The sequence below is a fragment of the Algoriphagus terrigena DSM 22685 genome, assembly GCF_000429445.1.
GTDB lineage: Bacteria > Bacteroidota > Bacteroidia > Cytophagales > Cyclobacteriaceae > Algoriphagus > Algoriphagus terrigena.
In genome coordinates, this window is the sequence record NZ_AUBW01000005.1 from 112,202 (window position 1) to 138,812 (window position 26,611).

The 26,611-nt window shown below is 47.6% G+C and carries 28 protein-coding genes and 1 tRNA gene; 11 read left to right on the forward strand and 18 right to left on the reverse strand.

Annotated features, from left to right (window positions below; all coding sequences use genetic code 11):
* Position 1: 1 nt before the first annotated feature.
* On the reverse strand, positions 2 to 1,258 hold the full coding sequence (locus G459_RS0104635; RefSeq protein WP_026966589.1) for a tyrosine-type recombinase/integrase: 1,257 nt from the start codon (positions 1,256 to 1,258) through the stop codon (positions 2 to 4).
* Between the two features lie 171 nt (positions 1,259 to 1,429).
* Positions 1,430 to 1,502: transfer RNA gene (locus G459_RS0104645), tRNA-Met, on the reverse strand.
* A gap of 120 nt (positions 1,503 to 1,622) precedes the next feature.
* Between G459_RS0104645 and era the strand changes: the two genes are divergently transcribed.
* The 4 genes from era to G459_RS0104665 all read left to right on the forward strand — a co-directional run bounded on the left by era (position 1,623) and on the right by G459_RS0104665 (position 4,787).
* Positions 1,623 to 2,516, forward strand: coding sequence for a GTPase Era (gene era / locus G459_RS0104650; protein WP_026966590.1), 894 nt, complete (start codon positions 1,623 to 1,625; stop codon positions 2,514 to 2,516).
* Positions 2,517 to 2,518: 2 nt separating this feature from the next.
* Positions 2,519 to 3,832, forward strand: a complete 1,314-nt coding sequence (gene der, locus G459_RS0104655) for a ribosome biogenesis GTPase Der (RefSeq protein ID WP_026966591.1) — start codon at positions 2,519 to 2,521, stop codon at positions 3,830 to 3,832.
* Between the two features lie 76 nt (positions 3,833 to 3,908).
* On the forward strand, positions 3,909 to 4,100 hold the full coding sequence (locus tag G459_RS0104660) for a hypothetical protein (RefSeq protein ID WP_026966592.1): 192 nt from the start codon (positions 3,909 to 3,911) through the stop codon (positions 4,098 to 4,100).
* Between the two features lie 63 nt (positions 4,101 to 4,163).
* Positions 4,164 to 4,787 carry a SprT-like domain-containing protein gene (locus tag G459_RS0104665; RefSeq protein WP_026966593.1) on the forward strand — a complete coding sequence of 208 codons (624 nt, stop codon included), beginning with the start codon at positions 4,164 to 4,166 and terminating at the stop codon, positions 4,785 to 4,787.
* 4 nt (positions 4,788 to 4,791) lie between these two features.
* On the opposite strand, the gene scpB is transcribed toward G459_RS0104665, so the two are convergent.
* The 4 genes from scpB to G459_RS0104685 form a co-directional block, all read right to left on the reverse strand.
* Positions 4,792 to 5,352, reverse strand: a complete 561-nt coding sequence (gene scpB / locus G459_RS0104670) for an SMC-Scp complex subunit ScpB (protein WP_026966594.1) — start codon at positions 5,350 to 5,352, stop codon at positions 4,792 to 4,794.
* A 2-nt stretch (positions 5,353 to 5,354) separates the two neighbouring features.
* A complete protein-coding gene (locus G459_RS0104675) occupies positions 5,355 to 5,738 on the reverse strand; it encodes a TraR/DksA family transcriptional regulator (RefSeq protein WP_026966595.1) in 384 nt (127 codons plus the stop codon).
* 244 nt (positions 5,739 to 5,982) lie between these two features.
* Positions 5,983 to 6,153: a hypothetical protein gene (locus tag G459_RS30135; protein WP_169724998.1), complete on the reverse strand. Its 171-nt coding sequence runs from the start codon at positions 6,151 to 6,153 to the stop codon at positions 5,983 to 5,985.
* 64 nt (positions 6,154 to 6,217) lie between these two features.
* Complete coding sequence (locus tag G459_RS0104685; protein WP_084454341.1) at positions 6,218 to 8,731, reverse strand: lamin tail domain-containing protein; 2,514 nt, start codon at positions 8,729 to 8,731, stop codon at positions 6,218 to 6,220.
* Positions 8,732 to 8,890: 159 nt separating this feature from the next.
* Here G459_RS0104685 and G459_RS0104690 point away from each other — a divergent pair, with 159 nt between their 5' ends.
* Positions 8,891 to 9,880, forward strand: coding sequence for an aspartate-semialdehyde dehydrogenase (locus G459_RS0104690; RefSeq protein ID WP_026966597.1), 990 nt, complete (start codon positions 8,891 to 8,893; stop codon positions 9,878 to 9,880).
* Positions 9,880 to 11,103 carry a class I SAM-dependent methyltransferase gene (locus G459_RS26855; protein ID WP_051315074.1) on the forward strand — a complete coding sequence of 408 codons (1,224 nt, stop codon included), beginning with the start codon at positions 9,880 to 9,882 and terminating at the stop codon, positions 11,101 to 11,103. The genes G459_RS0104690 and G459_RS26855 overlap by 1 nt, the downstream gene beginning before the upstream one ends.
* Here the strand turns inward: G459_RS26855 and G459_RS0104700 are convergent.
* The 6 genes from G459_RS0104700 to carB form a co-directional block, all read right to left on the reverse strand.
* Positions 11,084 to 11,692: an alpha-ketoglutarate-dependent dioxygenase AlkB family protein gene (locus G459_RS0104700; protein WP_026966598.1), complete on the reverse strand. Its 609-nt coding sequence runs from the start codon at positions 11,690 to 11,692 to the stop codon at positions 11,084 to 11,086. The two genes, G459_RS26855 and G459_RS0104700, sit on opposite strands and share 20 nt — an antisense overlap.
* Positions 11,668 to 11,919 carry an Ada metal-binding domain-containing protein gene (locus G459_RS29365; protein ID WP_342664315.1) on the reverse strand — a complete coding sequence of 84 codons (252 nt, stop codon included), beginning with the start codon at positions 11,917 to 11,919 and terminating at the stop codon, positions 11,668 to 11,670. Before G459_RS29365 ends, G459_RS0104700 begins: the two co-directional genes overlap by 25 nt.
* A 12-nt stretch (positions 11,920 to 11,931) precedes the next feature.
* Positions 11,932 to 12,645, reverse strand: a complete 714-nt coding sequence (locus tag G459_RS0104705) for a 2OG-Fe(II) oxygenase (protein ID WP_026966599.1) — start codon at positions 12,643 to 12,645, stop codon at positions 11,932 to 11,934.
* Between the two features lie 10 nt (positions 12,646 to 12,655).
* Positions 12,656 to 13,504 (reverse strand): methylated-DNA--[protein]-cysteine S-methyltransferase, encoded by an 849-nt coding sequence (locus G459_RS0104710; protein WP_026966600.1) that lies wholly within the window; start codon positions 13,502 to 13,504, stop codon positions 12,656 to 12,658.
* 136 nt (positions 13,505 to 13,640) lie between these two features.
* Entirely contained in the window at positions 13,641 to 13,898 is a 258-nt protein-coding gene (locus tag G459_RS0104715; protein WP_026966601.1) for a DUF4834 family protein, read from the reverse strand.
* A 26-nt stretch (positions 13,899 to 13,924) separates the two neighbouring features.
* Positions 13,925 to 16,744: a carbamoyl-phosphate synthase large subunit gene (gene carB, locus G459_RS0104720; protein WP_026966602.1), complete on the reverse strand. Its 2,820-nt coding sequence runs from the start codon at positions 16,742 to 16,744 to the stop codon at positions 13,925 to 13,927.
* A 180-nt stretch (positions 16,745 to 16,924) separates the two neighbouring features.
* On the opposite strand from carB, the gene G459_RS0104725 reads away from it, so the two are divergent.
* Positions 16,925 to 17,599, forward strand: coding sequence for a peptidoglycan DD-metalloendopeptidase family protein (locus G459_RS0104725; protein ID WP_026966603.1), 675 nt, complete (start codon positions 16,925 to 16,927; stop codon positions 17,597 to 17,599).
* A gap of 14 nt (positions 17,600 to 17,613) precedes the next feature.
* Here G459_RS0104725 and G459_RS0104730 read toward each other — a convergent pair whose 3' ends face one another.
* The 4 genes from G459_RS0104730 to xerD form a co-directional block, all read right to left on the reverse strand.
* Positions 17,614 to 18,270 (reverse strand): hypothetical protein, encoded by a 657-nt coding sequence (locus G459_RS0104730; protein ID WP_157373279.1) that lies wholly within the window; start codon positions 18,268 to 18,270, stop codon positions 17,614 to 17,616.
* A 127-nt stretch (positions 18,271 to 18,397) separates the two neighbouring features.
* Positions 18,398 to 18,838: a hypothetical protein gene (locus G459_RS0104735; RefSeq protein ID WP_026966605.1), complete on the reverse strand. Its 441-nt coding sequence runs from the start codon at positions 18,836 to 18,838 to the stop codon at positions 18,398 to 18,400.
* 30 nt (positions 18,839 to 18,868) lie between these two features.
* A complete protein-coding gene (locus G459_RS0104740; protein WP_026966606.1) occupies positions 18,869 to 20,452 on the reverse strand; it encodes an FG-GAP repeat domain-containing protein in 1,584 nt (527 codons plus the stop codon).
* 92 nt (positions 20,453 to 20,544) lie between these two features.
* Complete coding sequence (xerD, locus tag G459_RS0104745) at positions 20,545 to 21,441, reverse strand: site-specific tyrosine recombinase XerD (RefSeq protein WP_026966607.1); 897 nt, start codon at positions 21,439 to 21,441, stop codon at positions 20,545 to 20,547.
* A 124-nt stretch (positions 21,442 to 21,565) separates the two neighbouring features.
* Here xerD and G459_RS0104750 point away from each other — a divergent pair, with 124 nt between their 5' ends.
* From G459_RS0104750 to G459_RS0104760, 3 genes are read left to right on the forward strand one after another with little or no spacing between them, the layout of a single operon-like run.
* Entirely contained in the window at positions 21,566 to 22,048 is a 483-nt protein-coding gene (locus G459_RS0104750; protein ID WP_026966608.1) for an RNA polymerase sigma factor, read from the forward strand.
* Positions 22,045 to 22,374 carry a hypothetical protein gene (locus tag G459_RS0104755; protein WP_026966609.1) on the forward strand — a complete coding sequence of 110 codons (330 nt, stop codon included), beginning with the start codon at positions 22,045 to 22,047 and terminating at the stop codon, positions 22,372 to 22,374. The genes G459_RS0104750 and G459_RS0104755 overlap by 4 nt, the downstream gene beginning before the upstream one ends.
* Before the next feature lie 36 nt (positions 22,375 to 22,410).
* Positions 22,411 to 23,148 (forward strand): Spy/CpxP family protein refolding chaperone, encoded by a 738-nt coding sequence (locus tag G459_RS0104760; RefSeq protein ID WP_026966610.1) that lies wholly within the window; start codon positions 22,411 to 22,413, stop codon positions 23,146 to 23,148.
* A gap of 370 nt (positions 23,149 to 23,518) precedes the next feature.
* Here the strand turns inward: G459_RS0104760 and G459_RS0104770 are convergent, their stop codons facing one another.
* Both G459_RS0104770 and G459_RS0104775 read right to left on the reverse strand, forming a co-directional pair.
* Positions 23,519 to 23,734, reverse strand: a complete 216-nt coding sequence (locus tag G459_RS0104770; RefSeq protein ID WP_026966612.1) for a hypothetical protein — start codon at positions 23,732 to 23,734, stop codon at positions 23,519 to 23,521.
* A 59-nt stretch (positions 23,735 to 23,793) separates the two neighbouring features.
* On the reverse strand, positions 23,794 to 25,476 hold the full coding sequence (locus G459_RS0104775; protein ID WP_026966613.1) for a DUF885 family protein: 1,683 nt from the start codon (positions 25,474 to 25,476) through the stop codon (positions 23,794 to 23,796).
* 241 nt (positions 25,477 to 25,717) lie between these two features.
* Here G459_RS0104775 and G459_RS0104780 point away from each other — a divergent pair, with 241 nt between their 5' ends.
* Positions 25,718 to 26,605 (forward strand): ABC transporter ATP-binding protein, encoded by an 888-nt coding sequence (locus G459_RS0104780; protein WP_026966614.1) that lies wholly within the window; start codon positions 25,718 to 25,720, stop codon positions 26,603 to 26,605.
* The last annotated feature ends 6 nt before the right edge of the window (positions 26,606 to 26,611 follow it).

A 26,611-nucleotide genomic window follows, 5' to 3' on the forward strand; every position in this document is an offset into this window, starting at 1 on the left:
ATTATCTCTGAATTACAGAAAGGATTCTCCTATAGGTTTCTACCGTTTTCCTCTCGGTATAGTATTTCTTTAGTACCGAACCTGGGGAATGACCGAATATCATCCTGATATCATTGTCATCCATTCCCAAGCGATCAGTCCACGTACCAAAGGTCTTCCGTCCAACCTTATTTGAAAGTACATCCGGAAATTTAATTTTCTCAGCGAGAACTTTCAGGTGCTGGTTAAACTTCTGCTCCGATATCGCCACATCCTTTGGGAACAATAATTCTTCACCTTCTCGAAAGTACTTTTTGACGATCCTTTTGGCTGTATCGTTTAGAGGAATCCAAAATTCCTCCCCATTTTTCTTCCGCTCTCCCTGGAGCACCATGTGCTCAGGATTTTCCTTTAATAAGTTCCAGTCAAACCCGGTTCCAGACCGAATCCCGATCAAATCATTATAATAAAGAGCTGTATTGCAAAGCACCAAGAAAAGATCCCTAGTGATTTCAAGTCTACTTTCCTCCGGTAGAAACTTCAACCCCGACAGCAGTTCATATTGTTTATCATTAACATAGATAATTTTGTCCGGCCTTTTGGTTGAGTCAACGTCCAATCTTTCAAAAATTCTCTTCTTAAAGAGGATCCCATACTGATCACAATACTCCCGATAGATCACTTTGAGACGGTCCACATATTTTGCCACAGTAGTATCGGAATTAATCTCCGTTGCATTGCTCCGCAAGAAATCTATGAATCCCAAAACATAGGCTTCATCTAAATCCGCCATGACAGCCTGGCTTTTATAACTTGTGACCAAATTTTTTAAAGTCAAATAAACCTTCTTCGTCCCGGCCGCCTTCTTTGATGTTGCACCAAAATTGAAGGAGTAGTCGATATAGGATGAAATTTTATCACTTGCACCTGGAGCTGTTGCCCCATTAATGCCCTTTATTCTTACCCCTTTATATTTAACCAGATAGTAGTTTTTCAATTTTTCAGCGGTCAAAATCTCACTCCGCTTATAAAAATCCTGAATAATCTCTCGGAGAAGATAGATTTCTCTGGCAATTACCTGATTGTAAAAATCCGCATATAGGTATTGACTATTTACCCATTTTAATGGTTTTCCCGACCAAACATTTTTGGGGATCTTTTCAAGGTTGAGATTGATGTAGTGTCTTCCCTTACGATTAATGCACAAGTAGATCGCTTCACCGTCGGGCGACTTCTTACTTTTCGGATTCAAAACCGCAGAAATCTTGAAATCTATCATGGTTCAAAATACCGATAAAAATCAAGGCGGACAAGAAGGGGGACAAATTGGGGGACAAAAAGGGGGACAAAACCATCGGAATTTAACGGAATCAAACAGATTCGAAATAATGCTAAACCCCTGAAAAACAAAAAACTCCGAACAATTTTGACATTGTCCGGAGTTACCAAGTAGCGGGAACAGGACTCGAACCTGTGACCTTCGGGTTATGAGCCCGACGAGCTACCAACTGCTCCATCCCGCGATATATTTTTAAGGCTATGCCCTTATTTCTATTTTGTCACCCACCCTTCCGGCGGATTGTGATACAAAGGTAAGGACAAACTCTACAAAATCAAGTACCTTTGCAAAAAAATCTTGAGAAATGATCGATTCTAACCACAAAGCAGGCTTCGTCAACATTGTCGGAAAACCCAATGTAGGCAAGTCAACGCTCATGAATATCCTTGTGGGTGAGCGACTTTCGATCGTTTCTTCCAAAGCTCAAACCACCCGTCACAGGATCTTAGGCTTAATCAACACCGAAGAATATCAGATCGTTTTTTCGGATACCCCTGGCATGCTGAAGCCAAAATATGAGCTTCACAAGAACATGATGGGCTTTGTAAACCTGTCGCTGGAAGATGCGGATGTGATCGTCTTTGTGACGGATCTATTCGAAAATGACGAGGAAATAGAAGATGTGATCACCAAAATCAATGCCTCTGGGGTCCCTGTTTTGTTGGTAATCAACAAGGTCGATCTGGCCAAAGAGGGGCAATTGGATGAAATCACAGCGTATTGGACCTCAAGAATAAAATCCGAAACGGTTATTCCGATTTCCGCTCTGGAAAAATTCAACACTGAGCGAATCCTCCAGGAAATTATCGATCGGCTGCCGGTGCATCCACCTTTTTACGACAAAGAGGAACTAACCGACCGCCCCGAACGGTTCTTTGCCTCCGAGATCATCCGCGAGAAGATCTTCAACAACTATAAAAAGGAAATCCCTTACAGCACGGAAGTTTCCATCGAGGACTTCTACGAAGAAGAGGCGATCATCAAAATCCGCGCAACTATTTACTGTGAACGGGACAGCCAAAAAGGCATCATCATCGGAGATAAAGGCAAGATGCTGAAGAAAGTAGGGATTGAATCCCGGGCCGAACTGGAGAAGTTTTTCGGGAAAAAAGTCTTTCTCGAAACCTTTGTGAAAGTGGAGCAAGACTGGAGAAAAAATAAATTGAAACTTAAAAAATTTGGGTACGACCCATCCTGATCATGGCAAATATTGTAGCAATAGTAGGTAGACCTAACGTGGGTAAATCCACGCTTTTCAATCGCTTGGTAGAAGAGCGAAAGGCTATCGAAGACAACATGAGCGGCGTCACCCGTGACCGCCATTATGGACATGCCCAATGGTCTGGGAAGTATTTTTCGGTTATTGACACCGGTGGATATGTGACCGGTTCGGATGACGTCTTTGAGGCTGAGATTCGCAAGCAAGTCAAACTTGCCGTCGAGGAAGCCGATGTAATCTTGTTCGTCGTCGATTGCCTAGATGGACTGACCGATCTGGACATGGAGTTTGCAAACGAACTCAGAAGCACGACCAAGCCCCTATACATCGTTGCCAACAAGGCTGACAACCGGGAAAAAGCCATGATGGCACACGAATTCTATTCCCTTGGCATCAGTGACTTTGAGGTCTATCCGATTGCATCTGCAAGCGGTAGTGGCACAGGTGAGCTGCTGGATGAAGTGATCAAACACTTCGAGGACGAGGGTGTGGAAGATCCCGATGCCGATATCCCCAAAATCTCCATCCTTGGCCGTCCCAACGTGGGTAAGTCTTCTTTTCTGAATGCGCTCCTTGGGCAGGAGCGATCCATCGTTACTGATGAAGCTGGCACCACGCGTGATGCGATTCACACCCGATACAAGCTGTTCGGCCAGGATTTCATCATCACCGACACCGCGGGAATCCGCAAGAAGGCCAAAGTAAAGGAAGATATCGAGTTTTACTCGGTGATGCGTTCACTGCGAACCCTGGAAGAATCCGACGTTGTGATCGTAATGGTCGATGCTACCCGGGGAATGGAAGCACAGGACATCAACCTGATCTCACTTGCAATCAAAAACAACAAGGGAGTGATGATCATGGTCAACAAATGGGATTTGATCGAAAAGGATCACAAAACCATGGACAAAATCAAAGTTCAGATGCTCGAAAGACTTGGGGAACACAAATGGATCCCGATCATCTTTACCTCTGTGACCGAGAAACAGCGAATCATGCAGGCAATAGAGCTAGCAGTGAAAGTTTTCGAAAACAAAACCCGAAGAGTACCTACCTCAAAAGTCAACGATGCGCTGCTAGCCGACATCGAGAAGTACCCGCCACCAGCATGGAAAGGGAAATACATTAAGATCAAATACGTCACCCAGCTTCCAACCAAAAACCCAGTTTTTGCTTTCTTCTGCAATCTCCCTCAGTATATCAAAGATCCCTATACCCGATATCTGGAAAATAGGCTCCGAGAACATTTTGATTTTGAAGGTGTTCCTGTAAAAATTGTTTACAAGAGCAAATAAAAAATATTTGAGCGGCTCTTGTACAATTGAAAATAATACTAGTACCTTTGTACTGTAATTAAGAAAACCATAACAAATGAAAAAGGTATTTGCAATTTTCGCAATCGCTGGCTTGATCGCTACTGCATCTTGCGGTAACAAAGCAACTGAAGAAGTTGTTGAAGAAGTAGTTGTAGTTGAAGAAACTCCAGTAGTAGTTGAAGAAGCTCCTGCTGTTGACACTGCTGCTGTTGCTGCTGACACTACTGCTGCTACTCCAGCTCAGTAATCAATCCGCGAAGGAAAAAATTAAGAGTCCCGAATTCGGGACTCTTTTTTTATTTTAGGGCAAATGAATCCCACAGATCAGCTCAGGAAAATTTTTGAAAAACATCTGCCCTCTCCAGCCATTGACTACTGCCTGGATCTTTGGCTGAAAATTCCCTTCACTTTTAAGGTTCAAAAACCCAGAGCTACCAAACTGGGCGATTTTCGGTACCACAGAGACCGGAAAATCCAGACAATCACGATCAACTCAGATCTAAATCCCTATCAGTTTCTACAGACTTACATCCATGAAGTCGCCCATCTGCATGCTTTCGCGCAGTTTGGATTAGGGCATTCTCCACATGGCTTGGAGTGGAAGAAAACCTTTCGGACACTTATGGAACCGATCCTAAATGACCGAGTTTTCCCGAAAGACATCCTGATTCCCCTCAGAAATCACATGCAAAACCCGCCCGCTAGTTCATCACGCGATCTTTTCCTTCGGAAAGAGATGAGCAAATATGACAGTTCATCGGCAGCTGCATCAGATGAAATCTTTCTTTCCGACCTGATGACTGGGAGGCAGTTCATCCTTTCCGGCAGGAAATTCAAAAAGGGAGAAACGCGAAGGACGAGGGTACTGTGTGAGGAAGTCGACTCAGGTAAAAAGTTTCTGGTATCCAGTCTGGCAAAGATAAAACCTGTCTGAGCGATTACTCCCGCTCCTCGCCGATCTGATTTTCGGGTTGGGAAAAGTCCTTTGGCTGCGGCAAATCCTTGATCGAATTGATCCCAAAGTACTCCATAAACTTCTCCGAAGTCCCATAGATTAGTGGCTTGCCTACACTTTCCGATTTGCCTTTTATCTCGATGAGTTCTTTCTCCAGGAGCTTTTGCACAGAATAGTCGCTGTTTACGCCCCTGATCTGCTCCACCTCTCCTTTGGTAATCGGCTGCTTATAGGCAATGATTGACAGCGTCTCTAGCTGGGCGCTCGAAAGTCTCTTCTGAGATTGCTGTCTCAACAAGATGCTGATGCTGGCTTGATAGGCAGGTTTAGTCAAAAATTGATACCCGCCGCCCAGATGCTCCAAGGAAAACGCAAAATCTTCCTCGTTGTACTTCTTTCTCAAATCATAAATCGCCGACTCGATGTGATCCAAAGGCACCTCAGCAGCAAACATCTCACTGAGACACTTGGAAATCTCGGCCACGGCAAGCGGCTCTGGAGCACAAAAAATCAGAGCCTCAATATGCCGATGAAGAAAATCCACTTTTACTTTTTGGCGAGTTTGGCCTCGATGGAATGCATGGTGTGTGGCACCGCTTTCAGTCTTTCTTTTGAGATCAATTTTCCGGTATCTACACAGATACCATACGTGCCGTTTTTGATCCGGATCAGCGCATTTTCCAAGTTGATCACAAACTTTTGCTGACGGGCCGCAAGCTGGCTCAAGCTCTCTCTTTCCAAGGTATCCGCACCGTCTTCCAAAAGTTTTGAAGTGGAAGCAGTATAGTCCGTCCCACTGTCATTTTTCTTGCTCAGGCTCTCCTTCAACGAATTCAGTTCCTCTTTTGCACTGGCGAGCTTCTGAAGGATGATCACTTCAAATTCTCTCAGCTCCTCTTGAGAATAGGCGGTTTTTTCTTCCAAGCTCATGATAAGTAATGGGTTAAAATTTAGTACTGAGACGGATTGTTAACGGTTTGGTTCCCTAAAATACGTCCGACTTTTACAATTGCAAAAATTAAAAAAAGTGACTTGGGAAAAGTAGGAGGTTAAAAAATCAGCTTCAAAAACAAACCCACTCCCTACCTGTTCATAATCAGGTTATTATCGTCCAGCCCGGATTCAGGAGCTGCGAAAGAGTGGTGCGTTTTTATTCAAATTGAAAAACCAACCGTCAGGCGACGGCCTTTTCGGTATGGAGGATTTTCTCCAATCGCCTTTTCAAGACCAGCTCATCAGCCTCGATTCGGTACCTCATCCTCAGATACCTTTGGACTTCTTTCAGGTCTTTGCCATCCTGAAGCACAATTTCCTGAAGGGCTGTCAAAATCAAATCGCGGTTCATGGGTTTAGATGTTGTTTCTTCCAAAATACTGAAAATTTGCTTTGGAATCCACTTATCCCGCGGATTAAAGTCGCGTAGCCACCACCAACGTTTTCTTCAACACCTTTGTCCGGCCACTCGGCTCATATAGCTCGACCACCAAGACATAGTAGCCCGCCCGGACAAGTTTACCTGTTGTATCTGTGCCTGACCACACAAAAAAGCCAGTTGTACCCAAAATTTGATTTTGAGCCAACGTCTGGATTAATTGACCTGAGGTAGCATATATCTTGAATGTCCCCGTCCAGCCCGGCTGATCCAATTGATAGCTGACGGTGGTAAATGCCGCCCCGGCGCTTCCCTCTGGATCAAATACCTCCGGCTCGATCTGGATCCAATCGGACTGAAGCTCGTCTGACATAGTCTGCGAGTTTTTCCTCCCCGGAGTTGCAAAATCTTCACTCCCTGAGGCAGACTGCCAGTTGGACGGATCTAAAGCGGCCGAAAGCGGGGAAATTCGCTCCAAAGAAACACCCTTGGGATCTCTCAAAAGCGGATGGTGTAGATCCTCATCATAGGCAAAAGTCTCTACTATTTGACCTTTCGGTGAAAGTAAGACCACCGTCCCACCGGCTATCGGGTAGCTCGGCAAAGTAGCTATTTCAGAAAAATTACCTTGGAAAGACTTAGGGTAGGCCTTCTTCAAGGCACTCGAGTCAGTGGTGACCGCCAGATATCCGTCTGGCTCCAAGATTGACCCCAACCCTCCAAATACCTTGGCCTGATCGGGATTTTCTGCTTCGTCCAACGCGGAAAGAGCCCAATTCTCAAGGCGAAGGTATTTCTGGCTTGTATTTCGAAGTTCGACAAACTTGGGTTCACCGGTTCGCGGGTTAAACAGCAGCTCATTGATGATCAACTCTCCCAGTTGCGGACTTTCCGGCAAAACAAAGCTGAAACTTTGCTCAGCAAGTGGATTCCCAAAGCAATCTTCTATCCCAACTATCTTTATCTCGTAGACTTTGTTGGATTCCGCAGGAGACTTCAAGGAAATCAAAACGTCTTTGTTCGTCATAAATCTCAAGCTATCAACCGTCAGGCTTGGTAAAAACATCATATTTCCAGAGTCAAAGTCAGGAAACACCGGTTCTGTAAAAACCAACCGGACCTGAAGTGAATCCATAAAATACACCGACTCCAATTGCGGGGACATTTGCACAGGATCTGGAGTGTAGACGGAGTTCTGAGAACCAGGAGTACCCCGGTTCGGCGCCATCGAAGGTCTTAGCAAACTGGTGTTGCTACATAGGAAATCCGGGCTTGGCACCTCCAGACTGTATCCACCATCCGCAAAGTCGCTTCCTCCCCAAGTGGCAGTCGCAAAGGAAATTTGATCAATCTCCGATCCTGAGGCGGATTTTAAGGTGATTTGGTCGCCCGAATTGAGTAGAGTTGGCCAATTCTTCACGGGCAGCACTTTCCCAAATTCATCTAATAGATAAGCTTGGCTCTCAGGAGCCACGATCAGATATTCACCCGGCTTGATCCAATATTCGCTCAGCGCGGTCTCCGTTCGGGAGTTGGAAAGCCGTACGCCTTCCAGCCTAAACTCATTTTCCCCGTTATGAAACAATTCAATGTATTCGACATTGGGCAGGTCCCGGTCGGCTCGAGGCGCGGGCATCAGCTCATTGATTACCAATCCTTTCCGAGGGATATCAGTTGGGTCAAAAAAAGTGAACTGAAAGCTCGTGTCATTGAGAAAATTTCCCTCCAAATCTGCAAGTTGTCGGAGGGAAAGGGAATAGGTTCTTCGCGGCTCTAATTCTTCTGAAAAAGAAAGCATTACCGTCGAATCTTGCCTCAATTCCGCACTTTCCGGATTCTGCCCATTCAGTTCGTAGGCTAGTTGAAATACCGAAAATACCGGGTCAAGCTTTTCAGAAAACCGGACTAAAACCGAACGGTCACTGTATCCTTTCACGTCGGTGACGCTTGGAGGGATTTCATCCTTCACAAAATCCCCAAATTCAAAGTCGTCCATCAGCCATCGCGCGGCGCTTCCGGAGCCAGAGCCATATCGAATCTCGAAGAACAGAACTACCTCCGATTCATCTCTCAATTCGTCAGGAATCCGAATGGAGAACTTTCTCCACTCTTGATCTTCATTTGCAAATTCTGAGTCCGTGCCAATTTGAGTCGGTGTCGAGAACTCTCCATTCAAACTTTCCCCCCAAGAATAAAAGACCAACGCCGGCCGCGTCCCGCTTCCATTCCGTACGGACCTCGCATAAAAAATCACCTCGGGACTGTCAAAATCCTGGGGAAAGAGACGCACCCAAATTTTACCATTAAAGGTACTGATCGGCTGGACGGCCAAGGATTTACTTGCGTTTCGTCCCAGCGAAGCGCCTTGAAAAATCCGGGATGAGCCAGCATTGACTTCATTTCCATACCAATTGGGAAGAAACTCTGCGGGGAAACTAACCGCCTGAAAATCGGCTTCGAACGTCTGCACTTGAGCAACCGCAAAGGATATCCCTATCCAATACAAAAGCAGGACAAGGATCACCAAGCATCGTGAAAAATGACGTTTCATCAAAAAATGCTTTAAAAAGTCTTACCTAAATATATAAAAACCGGAGAATTTCTTTTGCCAATTCTCCTAAAAACAATTGAAAATTTTCGAACACAATCCTGAAAATGAACGCTTAGTCCTTACTTTTGCAGACCGAAATCAATTTAAACCTATATTAAAATGAAACTGGCTGTAGTAGGTGCTACCGGACTGGTTGGCACCGAAATCCTCGAAGTGCTCGCGGAGCACAACTTCCCTTATGACGAACTTCTATTGGTCGCTTCCGAGCGGTCTGTAGGTAAACAGATAGAGTACAAGGGTAAGAAACACACTGTGATCGGACTTGCTGATGCAGTGGCAGCCAAACCCGAAATCGCCATCTTTTCGGCGGGCGGAAGCACTTCTTTGGAGTGGGCTCCGAAATTTGCCGAAGCAGGCACTTTTGTCATCGACAACTCATCAGCCTGGAGAATGGACGCTACCAAGAAACTGGTGGTTCCTGAAATCAACGCCAAGGAAATCGGTAAAGACGATAAGATCATCGCAAATCCAAACTGCTCTACTATCCAAATGGTGTTGGCATTGGAGCCTTTGCGTCAGCGATACGGCATCAAGCGTGTGGTTGTCTCTACCTATCAGTCTGTAACAGGCACGGGTAAAGCCGCCGTGGACCAGATGATGGCTGAGCGTGCAGGAACGACTCCTGACATGGTCTATCCTCACAAGATCGATATGAACGTCCTTCCTCACATCGACGTATTCCAGCCAAACGGCTACACGAAAGAGGAGATGAAGATGATCAACGAGACCAAAAAAATCTTCAGCGATGACACGATCAAAGTCACTGCTACTACGGTGCGAATCCCAACGATGGGCGGTCACTCAGAGTCGGTAAACGTGGAGTTCAAAGAAGATTTCGACCTGGCTGAGGTTCGCTCCCTGCTGGAATCGGCTCCCGGCGTGATCGTACAGGACGATCCGGCTAACTTCATCTATCCAATGCCGATCACAGCGCATAAAAAAGACGAGGTATTCGTGGGTCGACTGAGAAGAGACGAGTCTCAAGCCAACACGCTGAACATGTGGATCGTGGCAGACAACCTGAGAAAAGGTGCCGCAACCAACGCCGTTCAGATCGCAGAGTACCTTTTGGAAAATAAACTGGTGTAATGGATCTCAGCGAAATCAATAGCGCTGAACTCAGACAATTTGTGCAGGATCATCTCAGCGAAGATCCTGCACTTTTGCTTTTAAAGCATCAGGGCAAAGTTAAGTTTGATCTGAAAACTGCGGTTCAGCAGATCGCTGCCCGTCAAAAAGCTGCGAAAAAGCTTCCCGATTGGGTAGCAAACGCTGACTTGATTTTTCCAGCTACGATCTCCTTGGAGCAAAGTTCGTCTGAAGAAACCGCGCGATTCAAAACCGACCACCTATCCGGAGAAGCAATGATTGACCTCACGGGCGGCTTTGGCGTTGACTGCTATTATCTCAGCGAGAACTTCGGGAAGGCTATCTATTGCGAGCAAAATGAAGAACTGGCAGCGATTGCCGAGCATAATCTCAACATGCTCGCTCCCAGGAAATTTGAAGTTGTCAGCTGTGACGGCTTGGACTTTTTGCAAAAAACCGAACTTCAGTTTGACCTGATCTACGTGGATCCGGCCCGTCGCGGCAGCGGCAACCAAAAACTCTACAAACTCCAGGACTGCCAGCCGGACGTGGTCAACGCGTGGGAACTGATGAAAAGCAAGTCCAATCGGATTCTGCTCAAAGTCTCTCCGATGCTGGACATCTCGCAGGCTTGGTCGGAACTCCCGGAAATTCAAAAAATCACCGTCGTCTCAGTCAAAAACGAGGTGAAGGAGCTTTTGCTGTATTGGGAAAAGGGTCGAGAGGAAGCTGAAAAGCAAATTGAAGTCAGAGATTTGGGAAGCGATTTGCCGGGATTCGATTTTTCTCCCAGCGAAGAAGAAGCGGTTTCGTCAGTTTTGGGTGAAGTCGAACAATATCTCATTGAGCCAATCAGCGGAATATTGAAAGCAGGTGCCTTCACGCTTTTCGGAGAACGGTTTGGACTGAAAAAGCTGGACAGAAACAGCCATTTGTACACCGGGCCTGCTATCCCCAGTCAAATCCCCGGGCGGATTTTCGAGGTGATCCGGGAGATTTCTCCCAAAAAGCAGGAGATCAAATCCCTTTTCCCTGCGGGAAAAATCAACGTCATCTGCCGAAACTACGTCACCGGAGCTGAGGAACTCAAGAAGAAATTGGGCTTGAAAGATGGCGGCGAAGACTTCCTGATCGGAACCAAAACGCAAAGCGGATACAAGGTCTTTTGGTGTAAGAGAGTAAATAGCCTTACGCAAAATCCACTCACTCCACAATCGTCCTGAAAGTCAAATTCACTCTGGGTCTCGTGATGAGTTTCGTAGGCGGGAGCCGGTGTAGCCAATGCGTCTGAGTCACCCCTTTCATGACCAAGAGGCTTCCGTGCTCCAAGACAAGCTCCACTTTCTCCTTCGTCTGCTTGTGCTTGAAGGCGAATTTCCGCTCCGCTCCAAAGCTCAGCGAGCCAATGGCACCGTCCTTTTTCAGATCGGTTTCTCCGTCGCTGTGCCAAGCCATTCCCTCGTCGCCGCTATGATACAAGTTGAGCAGGCAAGAGTTAAACGTCTCTCCAGTTTCATCCTCAATGAGCGCTCTTAACTCCAGCAGTTCCTTCGTCCAGGGCAAAGCACGCTTGGTGGTATTGGAATAAGTGTACTCGAAAGGCTTTTCTCCGTACCAAGCCACTTTCCGTTTGGTGATAATCTTCTTCCCGAAGATCACTGCCTCGTCATTCCTCCATTCGATGTTTTCGAGCAGGTTTTTAAAGTAGAAACCCGCCTTCTCAAGGGACAGGAGTCTCCCGTAGTAGTTTACCGTCCCCTCGTAGGGAAGCCAGTTTTTGTGTTTATCTATTGCTTCGCTGAACAGATCCATAGTTTGTATTCTACCCTCATGCAATGTCCACAAGGACGATAATTGTGTTGAAGAGCTTCTTTCTCCGACGAAAAGAACACTCTGTTTTCTCTTTTCATTCGCTTGCCTGACTTGCAGTCTAAGGTTCCGTAGATCTTCAGCCTGCTGTTCCCGCCAAAAACAAGCTCTTTGCTCCTGATTCTCTTCCAGAGTTCTGAATCGGATAGCCCACCATGCTCAACCATCATTCTCGAACAAAGTTAACTGACCGCATCGTGAAAGATGATTCCCAAGGTGTGACGCTGGCCCTCTTTCACTTCGCTGACGCCATGTTTCATATTCACCCGATAGTAGCCCTTTGCTCCTTTTTCGGGCTTGAAATTAGTAGTGAAGATCAACACATCACCTTTACTGGGCTTCAAAACAATCGCCTTCGATTGTGCTCTGGGAATCTGTTGCGTCAAGACAAACTCTCCTCCTGTGAAGTCACTGTCCGGCTCATTCAGGAAGAGAACGATCTGTATTGGGAAATACACGTCGCCATACAGATCCTGATGCAAGGTATTGAATCCACCTTTTCCGTACTTGAGGATCAAGACCGTTGCTTTCTGCTGCCCGCTTTCGTGGCATTGTCGGAGCAGTTCTTGATGCTCCAAAGGAAACTGGACCCCTATCTTCAGCGCGTTAAACCAAGCATTTGCGATGGGGGACAGATGCGGATAAATGCTTGTCCGGATTGTCTGAATCAGGTCAGGCAGGGGATAGTTGAAGTATTTGTACTCTCCCAAGCCAAACCGGTGTCGGGCCATGACGACCGTCTTTCGATACAATTTCGGGTTGTCATAGGCAGCTTTCAAGGCCTCACATTGCTCCTCGGTTAACAATCCGGAAAGGATGGCGTAGCCGTTTTGATGCATCTCTTCGGTGATACTGCCCCAAGCCGCATCTTCGATCTTTTGAGTGATTGTCTGCATGGTTTCCGCTTTAGAATTCCAATTGAGTCTTTGCCCCTTCCCAGCCGATGATGGCAGCCTTCCGGGTTGGTCCCCACATGTATCCGCCAAAGGTCCCGGAAGATTGGATCACCCGGTGGCAAGGAATGAGAAAGGCCACGGGGTTGCTTCCGATAGCAGTACCGACCGCGCGGGAAGCGCTCGGATTGCCGATTTGCCCGGCGATGGTGCCGTAGGTTGACAGTTTTCCCATCGGGATTTTGAGCAAGCTCTCCCAGACTTTGAGCTGAAAGTCGGTTCCCTTCAGGTGTAGTTTGACTTCGCTCAGTTTGCTCCAGTCATTCTGAAAGATGAACAGGGCATTTTGCTGCAGCAAGTCAAGTTTCCGTTGAAAATCCGCATTTGGAAACCTCAGTTTCAGATCTTCCAAAGCAAGGTTTTCGTCATCCTGAAAAGCCATGTAGCAAACTCCTTTTGCCGTCGAAGCTACAATTAAAGATCCGAAGGGACTTTCTGCAAAACTGTAGTTGATCGCCAGGTCTCGGCCGCCGTCTCTGTACTCCGCCGGGGTCATTCCCTCAATGTTTACAAACAAATCATGCAAGCGGCTGGTGCTCGAAAGGCCAGTTTCATAGGCCGTTTCAAACAAAGTCGCCTGCTCGTTTTTGAGGAGTCTCTTTGCGTGCTCCACGCTGATGTACTGCAAAAACTTTTTCGGGCTCGTTCCCGCCCAGTCTGTGAACAGCCGCTGAAAATGGGAAGGACTGAGGTGAACCTTTTCCGCAACTTCATCCAGGTTAGGCTGGACTTTAAAGTTGGCTTTGATGTAGTCAATCGCTTCCGCGATTCGATGATAGTTGAGATCTGCCTGTGTTTCCATAATGTTCAATTTATAGGACAAATCTTCAAAATCGCCGCGAGCCCTAAAATCCGAATTTTGCGATGTTTAAAACAGCTGCCAAATAAAAAAGGTCTGTGCGGACACAGACCTTTAATTTTTATAAGATTAGCAAAGACTACTCTTTTACTTCTTCAAAGTCGACGTATTCCCCGCCTTCGATATTTTTCTTCCGTTTTTCCAGCTCCTCTTTCGGGATAAAATCCACGTTCACTGAGTCCTTTGGCCTAGAAGCCTGCTTTTGAGCTCGTTGTTGCTCTTCGGCTGCCGCATTTACCTGTTTGGCAAATTGCGCAAGTTTGGATCGGAGAAAGTAGCGGATTAGCTGGCCCAAAATCCAACCTACGCCAAGAAGTATTACAAGAAATTTTACCAAAACATTACGGATTTAATGGAGTCGGATTATCTACTCAGATAGAGATTTCGCTCCGAATAGATTTTCAGGAAATAATCATCCATCAGGTCATCGATGAAGTAGATCGCTTCGCCGGTGGATTTCATTTCAGGGCCGAGTTCCTTGTTGACATTCGGGAATTTATGGAAAGAAAACACAGGTTCTTTGATAGCATAACCCTTTTTCACAGGTTTGAATTCAAAGTCTGTCACCTTTTTCTCCCCTAGCATCACCTTTACGGCATAATTCACATAAGGTTCCTGATAGGCTTTGCAAATAAACGGCACCGTTCGGGACGCTCTCGGGTTGGCCTCGATGATATATACCTTGTCGTTTTTGATCGCAAACTGGATGTTGATCAAGCCGACGGTCTTGAGCGCAAGGGCGATTTTCTCTGTATGAATCTCGATCTGACGCACGACCAGATCTCCCAAGTTGTAGGGAGGAAGCACCGCGTAAGAGTCACCGGAGTGAATACCCGCAGGCTCGATATGCTGCATGATTCCGATGATATAGACATTTTCGCCATCGCAGATCGCATCAGCCTCCGCTTCGATCGCGCCTTCCAGGAAGTGATCGAGCAGGATTTCATTGTTTGGAATGTCATGCAGTACGTTGACCACGTGCTCTTCCAGTTCCTTTTCGTTGATCACGATCTTCATGCCCTGTCCACCGAGCACGTAGCTGGGACGAACCAAGAGCGGGAAGCCGATCGTTTTGCAAAGCTCCAAAGCTTCGTCCGTATTGTGGATGGTACCAAACTCAGGGTACGGGATGCCCAAGTCTTTGAGCAGCGTGGAGAACCGGCCTCTGTCTTCTGCAAGATCCAGCGCTTCATAGCTCGTACCGATGATCTTGATTCCGTATTTCTCGAGCTTTTCAGCCAGCTTCAAAGCCGTCTGTCCTCCTAGCTGAACGATCACTCCAACCGGGTTTTCCTGAAGGATGATTTCGTAGATATGCTCCCAGAATACCGGCTCAAAGTAAAGTTTGTCCGCGATATCAAAGTCCGTGGAAACCGTCTCTGGGTTGCAGTTGATCATGATTGTCTCGTAGCCGCATTCTTTCGCAGCCAGGACTCCATGCACGCAAGAGTAGTCAAACTCAATGCCTTGGCCGACGCGGTTAGGGCCAGAACCCAAGACCACGACTTTCTTCTTTTCGGATCTTACAGATTCATTCTCCTCTCCAAACGTGGAATAATAGTATGGAGTCTGTGCTTCAAACTCAGCGGCGCAAGTGTCTACAAGTTTGTACACCCGCTTGATCCCCATCTCGTCGTACCGCTTGTTGAACACTTCACTTTCCAAGCAATCCAGCAGATGTGCAATCTGTCGGTCAGCGTAGCCCATCTTCTTGGCGCGCTCCATCACTTCCTTAGGAATCGTGCCGATTTTATATTTCTCGACTTCCGCTTCGAAATGGATCAATTCCTCGATCTGTCTCAGGAACCACTTGTCGATCTTAGTCAGGTCGTGGATCGTGCGGAAAGAGATACCCAGCTTGAAGGCGTCATAGACATGGAAGAGTCTGTTCCAGCTTGGATTGGCCAGCGAGTACAGGATTTGCGCCTGGTCTTTCAGCTCTTTGCCGTCGGCACCCAGACCATTTCTTTTGATTTCGAGTGATTGACAGGCTTTTTGCAAAGCTTCCTGGAAGTTGCGGCCAATGCCCATGACTTCACCCACGGCTTTCATCGAAAGTCCCAGACGACGGTCAGAGCCTTTGAATTTGTCAAAGTTCCAACGCGGAACCTTTACGATCACGTAGTCGATCGCAGGCTCAAAAAATGCCGAGGTTGTGCCGGTAATCGTATTGGTCAGTTCATCCAGGTTGTAGCCGATGGCCAATTTCGCAGCTACTTTTGCGATTGGATATCCGGTCGCTTTGGACGCCAAAGCCGAAGATCTAGAAACCCGTGGGTTGATCTCGATCCCGATGATGGTCTTATTGTCCGGGCTTACCGCAAACTGGACGTTACATCCACCCGCGAAATTTCCGATGCCTTTCATCATCTTAATGGCCTGATTTCGCAGCTCTTGATACACCGTATCAGGAAGCGTCATGGCCGGAGCGACCGTGATAGAGTCGCCTGTGTGTACACCACAAGGGTCAAAGTTTTCGATAGAACAGATCACGATCATATTTCCAATCGAATCCTGCATCACTTCCAGCTCGTATTCCTTCCAACCCATGATGCTTTGCTCGATGAGCACTTCGTGGGTTGGAGATGCCTGGAGGCCTACGGTCAGTGCTTTTTCGAAGTCCTCTGCTTTCTCCACAAAACCTCCACCGGTACCGCCTAACGTGTACGAAGGACGAATAACCAGCGGGAAGCCTATCTCCTGAGCAATTTCTTTGCCTTGCAAAAAGGAAGTAGCCGTGTCTCCGACACAGACGCCAACTCCCAATTCCTCCATCAGGGCTTTAAATTTCTCACGGTTTTCAGCAGTCTCGATGGCCTCGATATCCACGCCGATCATACGGACATTGTATTTTTTCCAAATGCCAGCGGTATCACAATCTATCGCCAGGTTCAGCGCAGTTTGACCGCCCATGGTAGGCAGTATCGCATCAATGTCCGGGTGTTCATTTAGGATTTTGACGATGGATTTCTTTTCCAAAGGAAGCAGATACACATTGTCGGCAGTCACGGGATCTGTCATAATCGTGGCTGGATTGGAGTTGATCAGGGTCACGATGATGCCCTCTTCACGAAGGGAACGTGCCGCCTGGGAACCTGCGTAATCAAATTCGCAAGCCTGGCCAATCACGATGGGACCTGAACCGATGATGAGAACGTGCTTGATGCTACTGTCTTTTGGCATTGTGAGGTGGGATAGAGGAAGAGTTTTTACTGATGTCCAAATTGGCGCAAAATTAGGAAAAATATCCGAACCGGGAAGGATAAACTCGGATAAAAGCCCCTTGGAATCAGAGAAAAGTCGGATCAACTTCGTTTAACCCCACCTGCCAAATTATTCCATCCGATCGGCTAATTTCACCGAATGAACTGGAATGAATTCGAATTTTTCCCGGTATTGGGAGAAGTATTAACTGCCAAAAACACGCTCAAACTGGACTTTACCGCAGCAAATGCTGATCTGGAGAAAATCAATTTGACGGAAACGGCGCTTTTTGAAACCTATGTTTTAGAACAGCTGGAAAGTGCCGGAAAAACCTACGGTATCGGAGGATACTTGGAAAAACGGGCTATCTATCGCAGAAGTGACGTATTTGGCACTGCAGCGTCCGACTTCCGGGATATCCATCTCGGTGTCGATATATGGACGAGGGCTGGAGCTCCGATTTTTGTTCCGTTTGATGGGAGAATTCACAGTTTCCAGGACAATGTCGGTTTTGGCAACTACGGCCCGACGATCATCCTGGAGCATGAGCTCGGAGGAGAAAAACTCTACTCGCTCTATGGACATCTCTATCGCTCCGATCTGGAAATGCTACAAGTCGGCAAGGAAGTAAAAGCCGGAGACCTGCTCTGCCATATCGGTTCCTTTCCGGAAAACGGCGATTGGCCAGCCCATTTACATTTCCAGTTGATGTGGGACCTTCACGGCAACAGCGGAGACTATCCGGGAGTGGCCGCGGAAAAGGATGTGGAATTCTTCAAGAAAAATTGCCCGGATCCTGACTGGATATTGGGATTCGGACGACAGGACCAGTGAGCAGCTTGTAGATGCTATTCACATCCACAATCCTTCACCATGGCAGCGATTCCCTTGTCAGCTCCATGAAAAAGAACCCCTGAGATACTTGCAAAATTCCAGTAATCGACTCCGCCTTCTTCATCGGAATTACTCCAGCCGGAGTTGTTCGAGATGACTGTTTTGTCGGAGACGATCTGACCGGTGTTCGTCTCAATCAATGCGATTCTCAGTGTCGCACTGACTTCCAAATCCGGATCGGGCACGGGCACATTCGCGTTCACCTCCTCCGGACTGAGGTAAGACCAGTCCTCTCCATCCCGGGTTGGGCCAAGCGAAAGCCCCAGAAGATAGGGATACCCGAGCTCAGACTCGACTTTTGCCAGTTGGGCCGGATCATTGAGGTTTTTAATCCCTGCCTTTAGCAACTCGTAATCCATCCGGTCATAGAGTTCTACTTTGGTGAAGCCCCGGCTCCGCAGTTTGTCCAGAATCTGGCTCTCCAATTGATTTTGCTCGGAGGTACTCAACTGGCGAAATCCCGGCTGCCAAGCCAGAGGAAGTACCAAAATCCCATCCGTTTGGCTCAGGCAAATTTTGCAAAACTGCTTCGTGTAAATTTTGGAAGTCGTGCAGGAGGTACTTAAAAATATCAGCGCGGCAAAAAGCAGCATTCTAAAATCTCTAATCATCCGGCAAGTATAACTAAATAATCAAATACAGCAGGGAAGTATGTGTCTTCTCTGCCCGATTTTGAGATAGAGTCCTTTTCTAGATTTTACTTGAAAACCCGAACCTCAAACGGGCCTTTCCAAGGATTCAGAACGGCTTATTTTTAATTAGTACAAATTCATATTGGTTGACTGTCAGAACCTTATTGGATTTTCGAGGTAAATTAGAATACACCAAATGCACTAAGCCATGTCTATCCGTATATCCTCCAGCTGCAACCACTGCAATTCTTTCACCGAAGCCAACGTCTGCAAAACCCATTCGCTGAAAGTAAGCGAAGAATATACCTGTGATCAGTTTTCGATCCTCAAGTAGCTCGACAAGTCCATGAATTGCAACACCTGTGTCCGCCACCGCCGTGACGATTGTGCCCATCCGGATCTGGCCGCCGACGGGATGCTGTGTGCGAGCTGGGCTCCTAGGGTTTAGCCAGACGACGATCTCTCGTTTAAGAAAAATATCTATCTCAGGAGTTGACAAGGTTCGATTTGCCAACTCCTGTTTTTTTGCTCTATCTACTCGGATCAAACTTCTGCAAGCTTATTTAGCAAACAACAATCAGCGGATGGTGTTTTCCAATACCACGACAGATGGGCCATCTTTTAGCCACTTTTTACCCAATCCCGTGGTATCTCCCATGGGTTCGAAGTAGACAAAGGATCCAAGCGCAAGATCGATATCGCCGTCCCCGTCCATATCACCCGTATCCATGACAAACCACCGCCCATTGGTGGCCTCTGGAAAAGAATAGTCCTGAAAGGTCAAATCACCCTTGTTTTCCAGATAGACGAAGCTCTCCTCCGGAGACTGGACGTAGTCTGGGAAATAGGAAATGGCCGCAATGTCAAGATCGCCGTCGAGGTCATAGTCACGCGGGATAGCCTTGTAGGCTCCATTCAGCTGATAAAACCAAGACTGCGCAAAATTGAAATTGCCGTCGTTCTGAAAAATGTAGATGCCGTGGTACGATTTCAGAAAGGGAGTACGGTCGGCATTGTCACCGCTGACATAGATCAGATCATCAAATCCATCGTTGTTGAAGTCGGCAAGCTCGATGTACAGCGAGCCATTGAGCGGAGAAAACGACAGCAGCTTCTTCTCGGCAAAACTGCCATTGCCCTTGTTGGTATATAAAAACACACCTTCGTCGCCCTGGGCCATCAGCACTACGATATCCTGAAGCCCATCGCCGTTTACATCTTTGATGATGGAGGTAATTGCGCCTGGTTTGGCCCGCAGGATTTTCTTGAAGTAGCGATTCCTTCCCTTATTCTCAAACCAAACCAAGCTACCCGTCAGATCGCCGTATTCGCAGGCGACAATGTCTTCCAGGCCATTGTTGTTCAGGTCTCCGTAGGCCATTTGCACCGGTCGCTGCATTCCTCCGATCACCTGTGTCGCGGCATTATAGGATTCTGAGCCTCCTGATTTGGAGAGTTTTTGAAGCGATCCCCCAGGCAGATCATTCGGAAATACACCCACTCCTGCCATGGTCAGGTAGAGTGTATCGGCTTTTTCATAAAAACTTACCGGTGTCGTGCCAAATCCCAAATCATAGCTTTTCTCCAGTTCAGGCGTCAAGAAGGTCAACACGCTTTGTTCTCTTTTGCCGTCGCTGTAGGCGATTCCCCTATGATCCGAAAGGATTTTGACCATCGTCGTCATCGCCGGACGATTTGCGTAGGAGGCTTCCTTGTAGGCAAAATGCCTTAAACCCATCGTGATTTTTTTGCTTCTCCGGGGCGGCAAGATGGTGTCTGGAGCATTCTCCAGATAATAGGCCACGATCTTGGCCCAATCCTCTTTAGCCATTGCCGGGCTTTCCGGATAGACATTGGCATTTCTGATGATTCGCTCATTCTCCCCGCGACCAAACAAACTGTCGGGCTGGTGATCGCCTTTGTAAAACCCGAGCCGATGTCCCATCGAAGGAAGGACGTCGTCCCTCCAACTCGATCGAGGAAGCGTACTGGGCTCTACAAACAAATGGCACCTGGCACAATGAGTGGCGGCAAGCTCTTTGCCCGAAAGATTTGAGCGTGCTGGGAGTAGATCGGGGGCGCCTGCAGTTTCTGAAGTCTTTCTTCCGGTACAGGAGAAAAGAATCACGATAGCGACTACAGTCGAGAGAAACTGCTTCATAGAAGCCGTAAGTTGGGAATTTAAATTGAATCTCGAGCCGACAAGACGGTTCCCTTCGAGGTGCCGGTTGGAGCTGTGGTAGGTTCTCGACCTCACTTCCGCGGATGAAAGTCTGTCAGCACCTGTCTCAGATAATCCCGGTCCAAATGAGTGTAGATCTCAGTGGTCGTGATGCTCTCATGGCCCAGCATCTCCTGAACGGCGCGCAGGTCTGCTCCACCTTCTATCAAGTGCGAAGCGAAAGAGTGGCGGAAGGTGTGTGGGCTGATATTTTTGTGAATTCCGGCTTTCTCAGCCGTCTTTTTGATGATCAAAAAGACCATCACGCGGGTCAGTTTTTGGCCACGGCGATTGAGAAAGACAAATTCCTCGTGGCCTCTGGTCGGAGTCTGATGAACGCGTACGTGGTCTTCGTAGAGTTTCAGATACTTCAAAGCATCTTTTCCGACGGGTACCAGGCGCTCTTTGTTTCCCTTGCCGACCACTTTTAGAAAGCCGATTTCGCCAAAGACCTGGCCTTTTTTCAATTCGACCAGCTCACTCACCCGCAAGCCGGAGCTGTAGAGCATCTCCAGCATGGCCCGGTTGCGATGGCCTTCCGGATCGCCAAGCTTGATCGCCTCCAGCAGCTGCTCGATTTCCTGAAAACTCAACGTATCCGGGAGCTTCCTGCCGAGTTTGGGAGCCTCCAGAAGCTGGGAAGGATCTTCCTTGATCCGATCCTCGTACATCAAGAAGCGGTAAAACCCCTTGATTCCGGAGATGATGCGGGCTTGCGTGAAGGGTGAGATTTCGAGTTTTGCCAGGGCGTTTACAAATCTCCGGAGATGCTCCAGTTCCAAGTCCAAGGGGCTTTTGCCGGGAAACTCCCGCTCTGAAAAGTCTGCCAACTTCTCCACGTCGCGTGAATAGGCCTCGATGGTGTTATCGCTAAGCGACTTCTCAAGCTTAAGGTGGTGGCGGAATTGTCGGATAAGGGGAGTCCACATTTGGTCGGAAAGCGGTAAGGTTGCAAAGTTGGAAGGATGGCCCAACTTTGCAACATTCCAACCTTCCAACTTTTTTCGAACACTTGTCATATAAAGGGTTGAAGAACCCGATTAAACCATGTAAATGAACCGCAGCCAGCTAGAATCTTTTCTCCGCGACCATCACAGAGAAGCCTTCCTTTGGGCGAGGCAGTGCTGTGGCTTCGACGGGGAACTGGCCAAGGATGTGATCCAGCAGGTTTACCTGAAGATCCTGGAAGGGAAAGCGAAACTGAAGCACGATACCAACTGCAAAACATGGCTCTTCACGATCATCCGGTTTACCGCCATCGATGAACTGAGAAAATCGGGAAAATCGGAAAGTCTGGATTCAGAAGTCGAAGTCATTTGGGACGAACCGGAGGCTGAACCGGAAAACTACGAAGCCTTGGTTCGCCGTCTTCCTAAGATGCAGCAGGAGGTCATGTTGATGGTTTTCTACCATGAGATGACCCTGGAGCAGACAGCTGAAGTGCTCAAGCTCCACATTGGCACGGTACGAACGCACTACGACCGGGGGAAGAAGAAACTGAGAGAGTGGATCGAAAAAATGAGGATAGAAAAATGAGAAAGCCAGAAGTAGACCAAGAATTACAGGGGTTCTTTCAGGCCATGAAAGAAAAGGATCAAAGTATTTCGGTGCCGGATTTTCCTGAGATCAAAAAGACCAACACGATCAACTGGTGGATTCCGGTGGGAATTGCTGCGTCTTTGGCTGCAGGATTTTTTCTCCTTGGAGAAAAAGAACCCCCTGCTCCTCCTGCCCCGATAGGCGAGGTAGTGATCATCACCTTGGAAGAGGGCCCCAATCAAGAAATGCAATTCAACATCGAACATACCAACGAGATGGACATCTGGGAATCCCCGACAGCCTCTCTCCTCACCGAATACTAGCTAAACCAACTATTCCAGTTCAAAAATCAAAATCCCATGAAAAAAATACTCTTTATCTACCTGTTCTGCTTGGCCGGATTTGCCCACGCGCAACAGAACTATGTGACAATTGCTGATCCAAACATCTTCAAAGACAAGATCTACACGACCACAAATCTGATGGAAGTGAAAGATGACATCGAGCTGACCGATGCCCAAGTGGCCAAAATAAAAAAACTGCACGCGGACAATGCCGGGTCCTTTTCCACGCTAAAATGGGACTTGGATGATGCCACGGCTAAGCTGAAAAAGATACTGGATCAGCCCAAGATCGATGCAGCGGCAGCTTCCAAGCAAATGGACGAAGTTCTCAGGCTGGAAAACCAGATGAAAAAGACGCAGCTCAACACCATGGTTTCCATTAAAAACGAGCTGACTCCCGAGCAAATCACCAAGCTCGAAGAGCGCAAGGTTTATAAAGTCGCAACAGCAACTTCGATCTCCGGCAACTCTGTCCATGTGATCTCGGGCACCGGTACAAGTACCGCCACTGTCAATGGAGTGTCGATCTCCTCTTCGCCAAAGATCGCCGTGAGCGTAAATGGAAATGGAAGCCAACCGCTTTACTACATCGAAACCAAATCCGGATTGAAAAAAGTAGTTTCCTTTGAATCTCTAAACCCCGATGACATCGAAAGCATGTCAGTGTACAAAGGAGAACAAGCCATTGAAAAATATGGAAAAGCTGGAGAAAACGGAGTGATCGTGATCAAGCTGAAAAACATGCCGGATTGAGTTCTTCAACCTATCAAAAACAAAAAAGGAAGCTTTCGAGCTTCCTTTTTTTATTAATTGATTTTCATTTTGGATGGATTCATTCGAGTGGGAAAGAAATCCGTAACAAATACCCTCTGAGCTAGTTCCTCGACATAGAATAAAATCTTCAGTTCAAAATTGTTGCTAGCCCGATACAGGAGATACCGAACAGCTTTGGGGCTTTCACTCAAAGTCGGCTCTCTAGAACTACGGTGTGGCTGATATCGAAGTGAGCCTACTATCTCAAAAATTTCTACGTCGATTTCAAAAACCCGTCTCGGACTAAAGTTTGAATTCAGGTACGGATAAATATCATCTTGGTACCTCAAAATGGCCGACCTTGTGAGGACTATTTCGAAGCTCGTTCCTTCCACCATTTTTCATTCATTTGTTTAAATTCTTCCAATGAATGAACCCTCCCTTCTTTAATATCCTCCAAAGATTCTTTGAACCTTGCCTGCATTTCTTCTTGGATGATTAAATCCTCAATCCTTTCCAATGTGGCGGTTTTTTCAATCTTCATCACTCGTTGGATGAGATTCAGCTTGAGTTTTTCTGCGTTCACAGGATTGACATTTAAAATTGAGAACTAGTCGAATTTACGTTTTTTTCTTCAAAGCTGTTTCAATCCAAAAACCTCCAGCTGGCTTTATGATTCTTGTCCAAAGGCTTGCCAGTTACTTTGGCTCTCAGGATCTCAATCGGCATCGCATTTTGCGTCATGATCAGGTCGTGGAATTCTTTTTCAGGCATCTTGCCGGAGTCTACCATCTCTTTGCGCATGGAGTAGATTTCCAAGGCTCCAATCATGTAAGCAATCTGGTACAGCGGACCGTAGCTTCCTTCAAATGATCTTCTCACTTCGGCCTCAGCGTTAGCGCGCTCATGACCAACTTTGTCCACGAGCAGGTCGATGCACTGCTGCGGAGTCATGTTTCCAAGATGATAGTTGAGGGAAAAAATGATCCGCGCGCAGCGGTGCATCCGCCAGAAAAGCATCCCGACTTTGTCTTTGGCATCCCGTGGAAAATTGCGATCCCAAAGTACAAACTCCCAATAAAGCGCCCAGCCTTCGGTCCAAAACGGCGTCCCGAACATCCGGCGGTGGGTCATATGGCGCTGATTCATGAACTGCTGCAAATGGTGTCCTGGAATCAACTCATGCTGGACGGTAGCGCGTGAAAAATGCGGATTGTTACCGCGCATGGACATCATCTTGTCGTCGTGGCTCATCTCAGAAGTAGGATAAGAGATCTGGATAACTTCTCCACCGAGGAAGAACGGGCTCACACGCTGTCTTTCGGCAGAGATCATCGTTGTTCTCCAGGTTTCTTTTGCCAATTCAGGAACGGTAATCCAGTCATTTTTTTCCATAATTCCGATCGCTTCCTCCCCCAGCCTGGCCACTTCCTCCGGCCAAGCTCCGGCTGGCAGATAGGTGTTTTTCACCATCTCCAGCGCAGCTTTCCAGTCATTGCCAAAGCCCAGTTCATTGGAGGCCTTCAGCATCTCTTTCTCGCACCAGGCAAACTGCTTCTCCGCTTCTGCAATCAGCTCCTCCGGAGAATAGGCTATCATTTCAAAACCCAATTGCTTCTCCAAAGCCTCCCGTCCGATCGGCTTTCCGATGATTCCACTGCCGTCATCTTTGACGGAATTGGTATAGTGCTCGCGCAACCCTTTGGCATAAGCCTTCATACTCGCATCCAGTTTACTCCAAGGCTCCGGCATCCACCAGGTGAATGACGGATCGTAGTCAAAGTAGAAGTCGTAAGCTTCCTTTACCACCTTGTTTAGGCTCTCCACGGATTGGGCGGCGAGGTCGGCCTTTTGCCAGGACGTGTATTTGGTCGACGCCGGGAGCGCTTTCAGCTGCGCATCCACTGCCTTGGCTACCTGATCCCAGCTGGCGGCCAATTTCTGCGAATCGGGCTGCTTGGCTCTTCTCCTCGCCACGACGAATTCCTCCAGAGAACTTCCAAATGCCACGACGGATTTGACCTCATCAAATGCTCTTCGCTCCAGATCCAGCTCTGCAAGCTGCTCTTCGAGGGAATTTCTAAAGAGGACGTAATCGATCTTTCCGTCTTCGGAAAGATCATCGTAATTCTGAGCTTGCAGCGTCTTCAGATAGTCCTGATTGAACGTCAGCATCCGTGTGAAATATTCTGCTGATAATCGGTTGGTGTAGAGTCGTCCGAGCGCACCCCTATCCGCCTGATAGGTCTGGATCAGGTTGACCAACTCGGTCGCCCAACCCAACGTGGCGCAAAATACCAGCGCCAGGGAAAGTATTATTTTTTTCATAGTCAGTGGTTTATATCGGTTTTTCAGTTTTTCGGTAAAAAAGATCCATTCCAATTAGGGCTATTTTTTTGAAAAATCTGTAACCAATCACGGAAATTCTGCTCTAACAAGCAGTATTCCGCATTTAACAAAATTTTATGGAAGTCGTTTGAAACCAATTAATTATATTAAAAACCGAAGCTGACTCCCAATAATCCCACAGACTTCCACCAACAACCTTTACCCACTTTTCCCAACACGTATGGAATTAATCATCTCGAACCTCACCAAAACCTACTCCAACGGAGTGAGGGCTTTGAACGCTATCTCTCTCACCATCCCGCAGGGAATGTTCGGTCTACTCGGGCCAAACGGCGCGGGAAAATCCACGCTGATGCGCACGATCGCCACGCTTCAGGACGCGGATCTGGGCTCGATCATGCTGGATGGAGTGGATGTCCTGAAGGACAAACAAGCGGTGAGGGAGCGACTGGGTTACCTGCCGCAGGATTTTGGATTGTATCCCCGGATCAACGCGGAAACGATGCTCGACCATATCGCCCAGATGAAAGGCATCGGAAACAAGGCGGAAAGAAAAGAACTCGTCGAGGCGCTTCTCAACCGGGTGAACCTCTTCAAGGACCGTAAAAAAGGCCTCGGAACCTTCTCAGGCGGGATGCGCCAGCGTTTTGGAATTGCCCAAGCTTTGGTGGGAAATCCGTCCCTGATCATCGTGGACGAACCGACGGCTGGACTTGACCCTTCGGAACGAAACCGATTCTATAACCTCCTGTCGGAAATCGGGGAAAACACCATCGTGATCCTCTCCACTCACATTGTCGAAGATGTCAATACGCTCTGCTCCAATATGGCCATCATCTGTATGGGGGAAGTGCTGATGCAGGGAAAACCAAAGGACGGACTCGCGATGGTCAATGGAAAAATCTACCAAAAATCCATCGAAAAAACCGAACTGGACGAGTACAGAAAGGAGTACCACGTGATCTCCACCAAGCTGATCTCAGGCAAACTGAGTCTCCGGGTCGAGAGTGACACAGACCTGGGCAACGGCTTTGTGCCGGTGCCGGCAGATCTCGAAGACGTGTACTTCAGCTTCATTTCCAAAAAAGTCGATCCTATCACGATCTGAGTCACG